At 66.5% G+C, this 14,663-nt stretch carries 9 protein-coding genes; all 9 read left to right on the top strand.

The genetic code is table 11. From position 1 onward, the window contains the following. Positions 1-91 precede the first annotated feature (91 nt). The 9 genes from AB0L75_RS21870 (at position 92) to fusA (ending at position 14,583) form a co-directional block, all read left to right on the top strand. A complete protein-coding gene (locus AB0L75_RS21870; protein WP_365183215.1) occupies positions 92-1,045 on the top strand; it encodes a hypothetical protein in 954 nt (317 codons plus the stop codon). A 299-nt stretch (positions 1,046-1,344) separates the two neighbouring features. Then, positions 1,345-1,875, top strand: coding sequence for a 50S ribosomal protein L10 (rplJ, locus tag AB0L75_RS21865; RefSeq protein WP_030641169.1), 531 nt, complete (start codon positions 1,345-1,347; stop codon positions 1,873-1,875). 111 nt (positions 1,876-1,986) lie between these two features. Next, positions 1,987-2,376: a 50S ribosomal protein L7/L12 gene (rplL, locus tag AB0L75_RS21860; protein ID WP_365183213.1), complete on the top strand. Its 390-nt coding sequence runs from the start codon at positions 1,987-1,989 to the stop codon at positions 2,374-2,376. 616 nt (positions 2,377-2,992) lie between these two features. Next, positions 2,993-6,481, top strand: coding sequence for a DNA-directed RNA polymerase subunit beta (gene rpoB / locus AB0L75_RS21855; protein WP_365183210.1), 3,489 nt, complete (start codon positions 2,993-2,995; stop codon positions 6,479-6,481). A gap of 96 nt (positions 6,482-6,577) precedes the next feature. Continuing rightward, entirely contained in the window at positions 6,578-10,477 is a 3,900-nt protein-coding gene (locus AB0L75_RS21850; protein WP_365183208.1) for a DNA-directed RNA polymerase subunit beta', read from the top strand. Positions 10,478-10,736: 259 nt separating this feature from the next. Further along, a complete protein-coding gene (locus tag AB0L75_RS21845) occupies positions 10,737-11,240 on the top strand; it encodes a DUF1707 and DUF4190 domain-containing protein (RefSeq protein ID WP_365183717.1) in 504 nt (167 codons plus the stop codon). A gap of 332 nt (positions 11,241-11,572) precedes the next feature. Further along, positions 11,573-11,944: a 30S ribosomal protein S12 gene (rpsL, locus tag AB0L75_RS21840; RefSeq protein ID WP_003948652.1), complete on the top strand. Its 372-nt coding sequence runs from the start codon at positions 11,573-11,575 to the stop codon at positions 11,942-11,944. Between the two features lie 2 nt (positions 11,945-11,946). Beyond that, positions 11,947-12,417 (top strand): 30S ribosomal protein S7, encoded by a 471-nt coding sequence (gene rpsG / locus AB0L75_RS21835; RefSeq protein WP_003992340.1) that lies wholly within the window; start codon positions 11,947-11,949, stop codon positions 12,415-12,417. 39 nt (positions 12,418-12,456) lie between these two features. After that, on the top strand, positions 12,457-14,583 hold the full coding sequence (gene fusA / locus AB0L75_RS21830) for an elongation factor G (protein ID WP_365183205.1): 2,127 nt from the start codon (positions 12,457-12,459) through the stop codon (positions 14,581-14,583). Positions 14,584-14,663 lie beyond the last annotated feature (80 nt).

The following is a 14,663-nucleotide window of genomic DNA, read 5'->3' as shown; positions in this document are numbered from 1 at the left end:
GGCCCGTCCTTTCTTCGTACGACCTTTCGCACGACTGTCAGTGGCCTGAGCTAGCGTGCAGGCACACGACTCGCAATAGGGGTGGGAGCAGATGAAGAGCACGACCGTACGCCGGATGGGCCTCTCGATCGCGGTGGTCGCCGCGCTGACGGGCGTGGCCGCCTGCGGCTCCTCGGACTCCGGGAAGGGCGGCAAGGCGGCCGGCGGCGGCGCGATCCACGTCAGCCCCATCGCCGCGCTGCGCACCGCCGAGCAGTCCACCGACAAGGCGGACTCCGCGAAGGTGCGCTCCACCATGTCGATGGGCAACCTCCTGTCGGCGACCGGGACCGGCGCCCTCACCTGGGGCCACGGCCTCAAGGGCAACCTCACCATCACGTACACCGGCGGCCAGATGGCCGAGATGATGAAGAAGGCCGGCACCTCGTCGATGCAGGCCCGCTATCTGCCGGACGCCTACTACGCGAAGATGAGCGGCGCGTTCGCCCAGCAGACGGGCGGCAAGCACTGGATCAGGTACGGGTACGACGACCTCGCCAAGTTCGGCGGCGCATCCGGCTCGTACATGAAGGACCAGGTCCAGACCTCCACGCCGAACCAGGCCGTGAAGATGCTGCTCGCCTCCGGTGACGTGAAGAAGACCGGCGAGGAGACGGTCTCCGGCGTCCACACCACGCACTACGCGGGCACGGTGAACGTCGCCGACCTCGCGCGCAAGGGCAGCAACCTCAGCGCGGACCAGCTGTCGGCCCTGAAGAAGCAGCTCGACCAGTCGGGCATCACCACGGACACCATCGACATCTGGGTCAACGACCAGAACCTGCTGGTGAAGAAGACCGAGAAGGCCGACACGGCCAAGGGCGCCCTGACCACCACCGCCTACTACAGCGACTACGGCGTGCCGGTCTCCGCCGAGGCCCCGCCGGCCAGTGACACGATGGACTTCAAGGACCTGATGAAGTCCCTCGGAACCGCCGGCGCGGGGGGCACGGCGACCGGCTCCGGCACCGGCACTCCCGGCTCCGGCACCGGCATCACCTCCTGACCTCAGTCGGGGCCGGGGCCCGATTTGCTCGACGGCGCCCCGGTCCCGTATTCTCTTCCAGAAGCCAAAGACCGCTGGTCGTTGCCGCGTGCTCTGAACGAGGGCGCGGTGGCCGAAGGATCCGCTGAAAAGTGGGCGACCCGCGCAGGTGACAGTGGAAGAACTCCCGGAGTGCGCGCGCTGAGCGCGTGTGCGGCCGGTCGAGTCCGCCCCGTGCGCCTGCGCCGGGGCGTTTCGTTTTGCCCAGTCCTCCTTCGGGTCCGCGCGGTCCGAATCACCCGGAAGGAGGCCGAGGCTCTATGGCGAGGCCCGACAAGGCTGCCGCGGTTGCGGAGCTGACGGACAAGTTCCGCAGCTCCAACGCCGCCGTGCTGACCGAGTACCGCGGTCTCACCGTGGCGCAGCTCAAGACGCTGCGCCGGTCGCTCGGTGAGAACGCCCAGTACGCCGTGGTGAAGAACACGCTGACCAAGATTGCGGCCAACGAGGCCGGGATCACGCTCGACGACCAGCTCTTCGCTGGTCCGACGGCCGTCGCCTTCGTCACCGGTGACCCGGTGGAGTCGGCGAAGGGTCTGCGTGACTTCGCCAAGGACAACCCGAATCTCGTCATCAAGGGCGGTGTCCTTGACGGCAAGGCGCTGTCCGCCGACGAGATCAAGAAGCTTGCGGACCTCGAGTCCCGCGAGGTTCTGCTCAGCAAGCTGGCCGGTGCCTTCAAGGCGAAGCAGTCCCAGGCTGCCTCCGTCTTCCAGGCGCTGCCGTCGAAGCTCGTCCGCACCGTGGACGCGCTGCGCGCCAAGCAGGCCGAGCAGGGCGGTGCCGAGTAATTCGGCTCGCTTTCTGACCCGTACCAACCGGCGCGGGTCGCAGCGGGCCGACGTACGCCCGCCTTACCCAGTACATCCGGCACCTGCCGATTGAGTGGAAGGACCGCCATCATGGCGAAGCTCACCCAGGACGAGCTGCTTGCCCAGTTCGAGGAGATGACCCTCATCGAGCTCTCCGAGTTCGTGAAGGCCTTCGAGGACAAGTTCGACGTCACCGCTGCCGCTGCCGCCCCGGTCGTCATGGCCGGCGGTGTCGCCGGTGGCGCTGCCGCCGAGGCCGTCGAGGAGAAGGACGAGTTCGACGTCATCCTCACCGGCGCCGGCGACAAGAAGATCCAGGTCATCAAGGTCGTGCGTGAGCTGACCTCGCTGGGTCTGAAGGAGGCCAAGGACCTCGTCGACGGCACCCCGAAGCCGGTCCTCGAGAAGGTCAACAAGGAAGCCGCCGACAAGGCTGCCGAGGCCCTCAAGGGCGCCGGTGCCGCCGTCGAGGTCAAGTAAGACCTTTCCGGGTCCGCACGGACTCGAACGCGGGTCCAGACGGACTCGAACGCGCGCTGACCGCAGCCTCATGGCGGCCTGAAAATTGCCCCGCAGGGCTGTAACGCGAACGCGTCGAAGAGCGATCATCCATCCGGGTGGTCGCTCTTCGTCGTCTCCGGCGGGCCCGGCCACGGTTACCTTGCACTCGCGACGGCGGGGGGTAAGGTGATCTTCGTTCTGTCTCCGGTCGGCTCCGTTGGGGCTGGGGGGCCTTGACGAACCGCACGCAGCGCGCAATTCTCAGGACGCGTCGTCACAAGGATCCGAATCCGAGGCATGGATCGACGACGAAGAGGGCAGTATCAACGTGCGTTGAGGGCAGGCATGCCGAGGGCGTTGACAAGAGCGGTGAGCACAGCGAGGGTCTCGAAAAACCCGCACTGGACATCAGTGTGCCAAGTGGCTACACTGACCCTTTGCGCTGCCTGTTAGCTGTCCCCTGCCCGTCACCAGGGGTCTGCCCTCACTCGAGCATCGACGACAAAAGCTCCCCTGACCTGGGGTTTCTGTCTCTGTGTATGGGCGAGGGGCCGGCACGCGCGTAGTGAGTCCGAGCCCTCGGAAGGACCCCCTCTTGGCCGCCTCGCGCAATGCCTCGACCGCGAATACGAACAACGGCGCCAGCACCGCCCCGCTGCGCATCTCCTTTGCAAAGATCAAGGAGCCTCTCGAGGTTCCGAACCTGCTCGCGCTGCAGACCGAGAGCTTTGACTGGCTGCTCGGCAACACCGCCTGGCAGAGTCGGGTCGAGGAGGCTCTGGAGAACGGTCAGGACGTCCCCACCAAGTCCGGTCTGGAGGAGATCTTCGAGGAGATCTCCCCGATCGAGGACTTCTCCGGGTCGATGTCCCTGACGTTCCGGGACCACCGCTTCGAGCCGCCGAAGAACTCCATCGACGAGTGCAAGGAGCGCGACTTCACGTACGCCGCCCCGCTCTTCGTCACCGCCGAGTTCACCAACAACGAGACCGGTGAGATCAAGTCCCAGACGGTCTTCATGGGCGACTTCCCGCTCATGACGAACAAGGGCACCTTCGTCATCAACGGCACCGAGCGTGTCGTGGTGTCCCAGCTGGTCCGTTCCCCCGGTGTCTACTTCGACTCCACCATCGACAAGACGTCCGACAAGGACATCTTCTCCGCCAAGATCATCCCGTCCCGGGGTGCCTGGCTGGAGATGGAGATCGACAAGCGCGACATGGTCGGTGTCCGCATCGACCGCAAGCGCAAGCAGTCGGTCACCGTGCTGCTGAAGGCGCTCGGCTGGACGACCGAGCAGATCCTCGAGGAGTTCGGCGAGTACGAGTCCATGCGCGCCACCCTGGAGAAGGACCACACCCAGGGCCAGGACGACGCGCTGCTCGACATCTACCGCAAGCTGCGTCCGGGCGAGCCCCCCACGCGTGAGGCCGCGCAGACGCTGCTGGAGAACCTCTACTTCAACCCGAAGCGCTACGACCTCGCCAAGGTCGGCCGCTACAAGGTGAACAAGAAGCTCGGTGCGGACGAGCCGCTGGACGCCGGTGTGCTCACCACCGACGACGTCATCGCCACCATCAAGTACCTGGTGAAGCTGCACGCCGGCGAGACCGAGACGGTGGCCGAGTCCGGTCGCACGATCATGGTCGAGACCGACGACATCGACCACTTCGGCAACCGCCGCATCCGCAACGTCGGCGAGCTGATCCAGAACCAGGTCCGTACGGGTCTCGCCCGTATGGAGCGCGTCGTGCGCGAGCGCATGACCACCCAGGACGTCGAGGCGATCACGCCGCAGACCCTGATCAACATCCGCCCGGTCGTGGCGTCGATCAAGGAGTTCTTCGGTACGTCGCAGCTGTCCCAGTTCATGGACCAGAACAACCCGCTGTCGGGGCTGACGCACAAGCGTCGTCTGAACGCCCTCGGCCCGGGTGGTCTCTCCCGTGAGCGGGCCGGCTTCGAGGTCCGTGACGTGCACCCCTCGCACTACGGCCGCATGTGCCCGATCGAGACGCCCGAAGGCCCGAACATCGGTCTGATCGGCTCGCTCGCCTCCTACGGCCGGATCAACCCCTTCGGTTTCATCGAGACGCCGTACCGCAAGGTCGACGAGCACGGTGTGGTCACCGACGAGGTGGACTACCTGACCGCCGATGAGGAAGACCGCTTCGTCATCGCGCAGGCCAACGCGCCGCTGACCGAGGAGCTGCGCTTCGCCGAGGCCCGCGTGCTGGTCCGCCGCCGTGGCGGCGAGGTCGACTACGTCGCCCCCGAAGACGTGGACTACATGGACGTCTCGCCGCGCCAGATGGTGTCGGTCGCGACCGCCATGATCCCGTTCCTCGAGCACGACGACGCCAACCGTGCCCTCATGGGCGCGAACATGATGCGTCAGGCCGTGCCGCTGATTAAGTCCGAGGCCCCGCTCGTCGGCACCGGCATGGAGTACCGCTCCGCGGTCGACGCCGGCGACGTGGTCAAGGCCGAGAAGGACGGTGTGGTCCAGGAGGTCTCCGCGGACTACATCACCACCGCCAACGACGACGGCACGTACATCACGTACCGCCTGCACAAGTTCTCCCGGTCCAACCAGGGCACCTCGGTCAACCAGAAGGTCGTCGTCAACGAGGGCGACCGCATCATCGAGGGCCAGGTCCTCGCCGACGGCCCGGCCACCGAGAACGGTGAGATGGCCCTCGGCAAGAACCTGCTCGTGGCGTTCATGCCGTGGGAGGGTCACAACTACGAGGACGCGATCATCCTGTCGCAGCGCCTCGTGCAGGACGACGTCCTCTCCTCGATCCACATCGAGGAGCACGAGGTCGACGCCCGTGACACCAAGCTCGGCCCCGAGGAGATCACCCGGGACATCCCGAACGTCTCCGAGGAGGTCCTCGCCGACCTCGACGAGCGCGGCATCATCCGCATCGGTGCCGAGGTCATCGCCGGCGACATCCTCGTCGGCAAGGTGACCCCGAAGGGTGAGACCGAGCTGACCCCCGAGGAGCGCCTGCTGCGCGCGATCTTCGGTGAGAAGGCCCGTGAGGTCCGTGACACCTCGCTGAAGGTGCCGCACGGCGAGACCGGCAAGGTCATCGGCGTGCGCGTCTTCGACCGCGAGGAGGGCGACGAGCTGCCGCCGGGCGTGAACCAGCTGGTCCGCGTCTACGTCGCGCAGAAGCGCAAGATCACCGACGGTGACAAGCTCGCCGGCCGTCACGGCAACAAGGGTGTCATCTCGAAGATCCTGCCCATCGAGGACATGCCGTTCCTCGAGGACGGAACTCCGGTCGACATCATCCTGAACCCGCTCGGTGTCCCGTCCCGAATGAACCCGGGACAGGTCCTGGAGATCCACCTCGGCTGGCTCGCCAGCCGCGGCTGGGACGTCTCCGGTCTGGCCGACGAGTGGGCCCAGCGCCTGCAGGCCATCGGCGCCGACCAGGTCGCCCCGCGCACCAACGTCGCGACCCCGGTTTTCGACGGTGCCCGCGAGGACGAGCTGGCGGGTCTGCTGCAGCACACCATCCCGAACCGCGACGGCGAGCGCATGGTGCTCCCGTCCGGCAAGGCGCGGCTGTTCGACGGCCGTAGCGGTGAGCCGTTCCCGGACCCGATCTCGGTCGGCTACATGTACATCCTGAAGCTGCACCACCTGGTCGACGACAAGCTGCACGCCCGTTCGACCGGTCCGTACTCGATGATCACCCAGCAGCCGCTGGGTGGTAAGGCGCAGTTCGGTGGCCAGCGCTTCGGTGAGATGGAGGTGTGGGCCCTCGAGGCCTACGGCGCCGCGTACGCCCTCCAGGAGCTGCTGACCATCAAGTCCGACGACGTCACCGGCCGCGTGAAGGTCTACGAGGCCATCGTCAAGGGCGAGAACATCCCCGAGCCCGGCATCCCCGAGTCCTTCAAGGTGCTCATCAAGGAGATGCAGTCGCTCTGCCTGAACGTGGAGGTGCTGTCCAGCGACGGTATGTCCATCGAGATGCGTGACACCGACGAGGACGTCTTCCGCGCTGCGGAGGAGCTCGGAATCGACCTGTCCCGGCGTGAGCCGAGCAGCGTCGAAGAGGTCTGACGGGAGTCGGGCGGGCCTCCTGACCAGGAGGCCCGCCGACCCCCAGGCCCCCGTTTCAGACCACAGACTTACGACCCTGAGAGGGATTGACGCATAGTGCTCGACGTCAACTTCTTCGACGAGCTCCGGATCGGCCTGGCCACCGCGGACGACATCCGCCAGTGGAGCCACGGCGAGGTCAAGAAGCCCGAGACCATCAACTACCGCACCCTGAAGCCCGAAAAGGACGGACTCTTCTGCGAGAAGATCTTCGGTCCGACCCGGGACTGGGAGTGCTACTGCGGCAAGTACAAGCGCGTCCGCTTCAAGGGCATCATCTGCGAGCGCTGTGGCGTCGAGGTCACGCGCGCCAAGGTGCGCCGTGAGCGGATGGGCCACATCGAGCTGGCCGCGCCCGTCACGCACATCTGGTACTTCAAGGGTGTTCCTTCGCGCCTCGGCTACCTGCTGGACCTGGCGCCCAAGGACCTCGAGAAGGTCATCTACTTCGCGGCGTACATGATCACGTACGTCGACGAGGAGCGCCGTACCCGCGACCTGCCCTCCCTGGAGGCGCATGTCTCGGTCGAGCGCCAGCAGATCGAGAACCGCCGCGACGCCGACCTCGAGGCCCGCGCCAAGAAGCTCGAGACCGACCTGGCCGAGCTGGAGGCCGAGGGCGCCAAGGCCGATGTGCGCCGCAAGGTGCGCGAGGGTGCCGAGCGCGAGATGAAGCAGCTGCGCGACCGTGCGCAGCGCGAGATCGACCGCCTCGACGAGGTGTGGAACCGGTTCAAGAACCTCAAGGTCCAGGACCTGGAGGGCGACGAGCTGCTCTACCGTGAGCTGCGTGACCGCTTCGGCACGTACTTCGACGGCTCGATGGGTGCCGCGGCGCTGCAGAAGCGCCTGGAGTCCTTCGACCTGGAGGAGGAGGCCGAGCGGCTCCGCGAGATCATCCGTACCGGCAAGGGCCAGAAGAAGACCCGTGCCCTCAAGCGGCTGAAGGTCGTCTCCGCGTTCCTGCAGACGTCCAACAGCCCCAAGGGCATGGTCCTGGACTGCGTCCCGGTCATCCCGCCGGACCTGCGTCCGATGGTGCAGCTGGACGGTGGCCGCTTCGCGACCTCCGACCTGAACGACCTGTACCGCCGTGTGATCAACCGCAACAACCGTCTGAAGCGGCTCCTGGACCTCGGTGCCCCGGAGATCATCGTCAACAACGAGAAGCGCATGCTTCAGGAGGCTGTTGACGCCCTCTTCGACAACGGTCGTCGCGGCCGTCCGGTGACCGGCCCCGGCAACCGCCCGCTGAAGTCCCTCAGCGACATGCTGAAGGGCAAGCAGGGTCGATTCCGTCAGAACCTGCTCGGCAAGCGTGTCGACTACTCGGCGCGTTCCGTGATCGTCGTCGGCCCGCAGCTGAAGCTGCACCAGTGCGGTCTGCCGAAGGCGATGGCGCTGGAGCTGTTCAAGCCGTTCGTGATGAAGCGCCTGGTCGACCTGAACCACGCGCAGAACATCAAGTCGGCCAAGCGCATGGTGGAGCGCGGTCGCACCGTCGTGTACGACGTCCTCGAAGAGGTCATCGCCGAGCACCCGGTGCTGCTGAACCGTGCTCCCACCCTGCACCGCCTCGGCATCCAGGCCTTCGAGCCGCAGCTGGTCGAGGGCAAGGCCATCCAGATCCACCCGCTCGTCTGCACCGCGTTCAACGCGGACTTCGACGGTGACCAGATGGCCGTGCACCTGCCGCTGTCCGCGGAGGCGCAGGCCGAGGCCCGCATCCTGATGCTGTCCTCGAACAACATCCTCAAGCCGGCCGACGGCCGTCCGGTGACGATGCCGACCCAGGACATGGTCCTCGGTCTGTTCTTCCTCACCACCGACGGCGAGCTGCGTGACACCAAGGGCGAGGGCCGCGCGTTCGGCTCCACGGCCGAGGCGATCATGGCGTTCGACGCCGGCGAGCTGGCGCTGCAGTCGTCGGTCGACATCCGCTTCCCGGTGGGCACCATCCCGCCGCGCGGCTGGACCCCGCCGGCGCGCGAGGAGGGCGAGCCCGAGTGGCAGCAGGGTGACTCGTTCCGCCTGCGCACGACCCTGGGCCGCGCGCTCTTCAACGAGCTGCTGCCCGAGGACTACCCGTTCGTCGACTACTCGGTGGGCAAGAAGCAGCTCTCCGAGATCGTCAACGACCTGGCCGAGCGCTACCCGAAGGTCATCGTGGCGGCGACGCTCGACAACCTGAAGGCGTCCGGCTTCTACTGGGCGACCCGTTCCGGTGTCACCGTGGCCATCTCCGACGTCGTCGTTCCCGAGGCGAAGAAGGAGATCGTCCGCGGCTACGAGGCGCAGGACGAGAAGGTCCAGAAGCAGTACGAGCGCGGTCTGATCACCAAGGAAGAGCGCACTCAGGAACTCATCGCGATCTGGACCAAGGCGACCAACGAGGTCGCCGAGGCGATGAACGAGAACTTCCCCAAGACCAACCCCATCTTCATGATGGTTGACTCGGGTGCCCGAGGAAACATGATGCAGATGCGGCAGATCGCCGGTATGCGTGGTCTGGTGTCGAACGCGAAGAACGAGACCATCCCGCGTCCGATCAAGGCCTCGTTCCGTGAGGGCCTGTCCGTGCTGGAGTACTTCATCTCCACGCACGGTGCCCGTAAGGGTCTGGCGGACACCGCCCTGCGTACCGCCGACTCGGGTTACCTGACCCGTCGTCTGGTCGACGTCTCGCAGGACGTCATCATCCGCGAGGAGGACTGCGGCACCGAGCGCGGCCTCAAGCTGGCGATCGCCGAGCGCGGCGAGGACGGTGTCCTGCGCAAGACGGGCAACGTCGAGACGTCCGTGTACGCGCGCTGCCTCGCCGAGGACATCGTCGTCGACGGCAAGGTGCTGGCCCCGGCCGGTACCGACCTGGGCGACGTGCTCATCGACGAGCTGGTCAAGCACAGCGTCGAGGAGGTCAAGACCCGCTCGGTCCTGACCTGCGAGTCCGCTGTCGGCACCTGCGCGATGTGCTACGGCCGTTCGCTGGCCACCGGCAAGCTGGTCGACATCGGTGAGGCGGTCGGCATCATCGCCGCCCAGTCCATCGGTGAGCCCGGTACCCAGCTGACGATGCGTACCTTCCACACCGGTGGTGTGGCCGGTGACGACATCACCCAGGGTCTGCCGCGTGTCGTCGAGCTGTTCGAGGCCCGTACCCCGAAGGGTGTCGCCCCGATCTCCGAGGCGAGCGGCCGCGTCCGCATCGAGGAGACCGAGAAGACCAAGAAGCTCGTCGTCACCCCGGACGACGGCAGCGACGAGACGGCCTTCCCGATCTCGAAGCGTGCCAAGGTCCTGGTCAGCGAGGGCGAGCACGTCGAGGTGGGCCAGCAGCTCACCGTGGGTGCCACCAACCCGCACGACGTGCTGCGCATCCTGGGCCAGCGTGCCGTCCAGGTCCACCTGGTCGCCGAGGTCCAGAAGGTCTACAACTCGCAGGGTGTGTCGATCCACGACAAGCACATCGAGATCATCATCCGGCAGATGCTGCGCCGTGTGACGATCATCGAGTCGGGCGACGCCGAGCTGCTGCCCGGCGAGCTGGTCGAGCGCTCGAAGTTCGAGACCGAGAACCGTCGTGTGGTCCAGGAGGGCGGTCACCCGGCCTCCGGTCGTCCGCAGCTGATGGGTATCACCAAGGCCTCGCTGGCGACAGAGTCCTGGCTGTCGGCCGCCTCCTTCCAGGAGACGACCCGAGTCCTGACGGACGCGGCGATCAACGCCAAGTCCGACAGCCTCATCGGCCTCAAGGAGAACGTCATCATCGGTAAGCTCATCCCGGCCGGTACGGGTCTGTCCCGCTACCGCAACATCCGGGTCGAGCCGACCGAGGAGGCCAAGGCCGCGATGTACTCGGCCGTCGGCTACGACGACATCGACTACTCGCCGTTCGGCACCGGCTCCGGCCAGGCCGTCCCGCTGGAGGACTACGACTACGGTCCGTACAACCAGTAAGCGAGCAGCATGAGTTGAAGGGCGGTCACCCCACGGGGTGACCGCCCTTCGGCGTTTCACCACCGCGATGCCACGCCGTGTGGCCGAAGCCGGATGGCTGGGTCCGCTCGTCGGCCCGGATCGTCGAATTGGAGATCGCGTACCGTACAGGGGCAGGGCATCTGTGCCGGGGAGCGCGTCCGGCGCATCATGGAGGCATTCGGGGTACGGGGAGGCGCTGGTGTCCAGTCCGCAGCAGCCGTGGCAGCCCTGGCAGGGGATGGGCGCTCCGCAGCCCTGGGCGGGGCCGGGAGCGCCCTCGATGCTGGCCGCGCACGCAGACCGCGAGCGCGCCGTGGACGTGCTCAGAGCGGGGTACGCCGAGGGGCGGCTCGGGCAGGCCGAGTTCGAGAAGCGGGTGTCGCGGGCGTACACGGCCCGCACGGTGGGGGAGCTGGCCCTGCTGGTCGCCGACCTGCCCCAGGGCCCCGTGGCGTACCACCAGGCCGCTCCGCCCGTGCCGGTGACCTTTCTGCAGGCCCCGCCGCCCACGAACGGCAAGGCGGTCGCCTCCCTGGTCTGCGGGCTGCTCACCTTCGTGACCGCCGGTGTCACCGGCATCCCCGCGGTCATCCTCGGCCACTCCGCCCGCAGCGAACTGCGGCGCGGCGGCGAGCGCGGTGAGGGCTTCGCGGTGGCCGGGCTGGTCCTGGGCTGGCTGTCGGTGGCCGGCTGGACGCTGATCATCACCATCGCCCTGGTGGCGGGACTGTCCTCCGGCTGACCTGGGCGTACCGTGAGAAGCGAGGACCACCGACCGTGGATTCGATGATCACGTACGGTACGGGGGCTTGACATGCGACGCACGGCGATCCGGCCAGGTCCCATTTGTTTTGACCACAGCGAATGAGGTAGGTACGCTCAGACCTTGTGCCTGGGGTGTGCCCTGGCTCCCGTGCGTGCCTTCAGACCGCATGGCGAGCCGCGAGCGGCCACCGTAATCTGTGCTCTTTTCGCCCTGCGGCGAGATTCCGCCGGATTCGACACACCCGACCGCGTGGGTCGGCGACGTTTCAGGTTAGCTGTACCTATCGGCACACAGAAACCGGAGAAGTAGTGCCTACGATCCAGCAGCTGGTCCGCAAGGGCCGGCAGGACAAGGTCGAGAAGAACAAGACGCCCGCACTCGAGGGTTCCCCTCAGCGTCGTGGCGTCTGCACGCGTGTGTTCACGACCACCCCGAAGAAGCCGAACTCGGCCCTGCGTAAGGTCGCGCGTGTGCGTCTGACCAGCGGCATCGAGGTCACCGCTTACATTCCGGGTGAGGGACACAACCTGCAGGAGCACTCCATCGTGCTCGTGCGCGGCGGCCGTGTGAAGGACCTGCCGGGTGTTCGCTACAAGATCATCCGTGGCTCCCTCGACACCCAGGGTGTCAAGAACCGCAAGCAGGCCCGTTCCCGCTACGGCGCCAAGAAGGAGAAGTAAGAATGCCTCGTAAGGGCCCCGCCCCGAAGCGCCCGGTCATCATCGACCCGGTCTACGGTTCTCCTCTGGTCACGTCGCTCATCAACAAGGTGCTGCTGAACGGCAAGCGCTCCACCGCCGAGCGCATCGTCTACGGCGCCATGGAGGGCCTGCGTGAGAAGACGGGCAACGACCCGATCATCACGCTGAAGCGCGCGCTGGAGAACATCAAGCCGACCCTCGAGGTCAAGTCCCGCCGTGTCGGTGGTGCGACGTACCAGGTTCCGATCGAGGTCAAGCCCGGTCGCGCCAACACGCTCGCGCTGCGCTGGCTCGTCGGTTACTCCCGCGCCCGTCGCGAGAAGACCATGACCGAGCGTCTGCTCAACGAGCTTCTCGACGCCTCCAACGGCCTCGGTGCCGCTGTGAAGAAGCGCGAGGACACGCACAAGATGGCCGAGTCCAACAAGGCCTTCGCGCACTACCGCTGGTAGTCGCTACCCACATCGAGACCGAGAGAAGACTGAAGCCTTATGGCTACCACTTCACTTGACCTGGCCAAGGTCCGCAACATCGGGATCATGGCCCACATCGACGCGGGCAAGACGACCACCACCGAGCGGATCCTGTTCTACACCGGTGTGTCGTACAAGATCGGTGAGGTCCACGACGGCGCTGCCACCATGGACTGGATGGAGCAGGAGCAGGAGCGTGGCATCACGATCACCTCTGCTGCCACCACCTGCCACTGGCCGCTGGAAGACGTCGACCACACCATCAACATCATCGACACGCCGGGCCACGTCGACTTCACCGTCGAGGTGGAGCGTTCCCTGCGCGTGCTCGACGGTGCCGTGACGGTGTTCGACGGCGTCGCCGGCGTTGAGCCCCAGTCCGAGACGGTGTGGCGTCAGGCGGACCGCTACGGCGTTCCGCGTATCTGCTTCGTCAACAAGCTCGACCGGACCGGTGCCGAGTTCCACCGCTGCGTCGACATGATCTCTGACCGCCTGGGCGCTCAGCCGATCGTCATGCAGCTCCCGATCGGTGCCGAGGCCGACTTCAAGGGCGTCGTCGACCTCGTGACGATGAAGGCCCTGGTCTGGTCCGCCGAGGCCACCAAGGGCGAGATGTACGACGTCGTCGACATCCCGGACACCCACACCGAGGCTGCCGAGGAGTACCGCGGCAAGCTCATCGAGACGGTGGCCGAGAACGACGAAGAGATCATGGAGCTGTACCTGGAGGGCCAGGAGCCGTCCGTGGAGCAGCTGTACGCCGCGATCCGTCGCATCACCATCGCGTCCGGCAAGTCCAAGGACACCACGGTCACCCCGGTGTTCTGCGGCACCGCGTTCAAGAACAAGGGCGTCCAGCCCCTGCTCGACGCGGTCGTGCGCTACCTGCCGTCCCCGGTCGACATCGAGGCCATCGAGGGCCACGACGTCAAGGACGCCGAGGTCGTCGTCAAGCGCAAGCCGTCCGACGAGGAGCCCCTCTCGGCGCTGGCGTTCAAGATCATGAGCGACCCGCACCTCGGCAAGCTCACCTTCGTCCGGGTCTACTCGGGCCGCCTGGAGTCCGGCTCTTCGGTGCTGAACTCCGTCAAGGGCAAGAAGGAGCGCATCGGCAAGATCTACCGCATGCACGCCAACAAGCGTGAGGAGATCGAGTCGGTGGGCGCCGGCGACATCGTCGCCGTCATGGGCCTGAAGCAGACCACCACCGGTGAGACGCTGTCCGACGACAAGAACCCGGTCATCCTGGAGTCCATGGACTTCCCGGCGCCGGTCATCCAGGTCGCCATCGAGCCCAAGTCGAAGGGTGACCAGGAGAAGCTGGGCGTCGCGATCCAGCGCCTGGCCGAGGAGGACCCGTCCTTCCAGGTCCACTCGGACGAGGAGACCGGCCAGACCATCATCGGTGGTATGGGCGAGCTGCACCTCGAGGTGCTGGTCGACCGTATGCGCCGTGAGTTCAAGGTCGAGGCCAACGTCGGCAAGCCGCAGGTCGCGTACCGTGAGACGATCCGCAAGGCAGTCGAGCGCGTCGACTACACCCACAAGAAGCAGACCGGTGGTACCGGTCAGTTCGCCAAGGTGCAGATCGCGATCGAGCCCATCGAGGGCGGCGACGCCTCGTACGAGTTCGTGAACAAGGTGACCGGTGGCCGTATCCCGAAGGAGTACATCCCTTCGGTGGACGCCGGTGCGCAGGAGGCCATGCAGTTCGGCATCCTCGCCGGTTACGAGATGACCGGCGTGCGCGTCATCCTGATCGACGGTGGCTACCACGAGGTGGACTCCTCCGAGCTCGCGTTCAAGATCGCCGGTTCGCAGGCCTTCAAGGAGGCCGCGCGCAAGGCTTCGCCCGTGCTGCTCGAGCCGATGATGGCCGTCGAGGTCACCACGCCCGAGGACTACATGGGCGAGGTCATCGGCGACATCAACTCCCGCCGTGGCCAGATCCAGGCCATGGAGGAGCGGGCTGGTGCCCGCGTCGTGAAGGGCCTCGTGCCCCTGTCGGAGATGTTCGGCTACGTCGGCGACCTCCGCAGCAAGACGTCGGGTCGCGCAAGCTACTCGATGCAGTTCGACTCCTACGCCGAGGTTCCGCGGAACGTCGCCGAGGAGATCATCGCGAAGGCCAAGGGCGAGTAACGCACCGCGTTCACACGCTTTAGGCTTGACTCCGGAGCCTCACGGGTCATTCATCCGCGTTTGTGGCTGAATGACCCGGG

The organism is Streptomyces sp. NPDC052101 (genome assembly GCF_040680235.1).
GTDB lineage: Bacteria > Actinomycetota > Actinomycetes > Streptomycetales > Streptomycetaceae > Streptomyces.
This window is presented reverse-complemented; position numbering and strand designations above follow the sequence as displayed.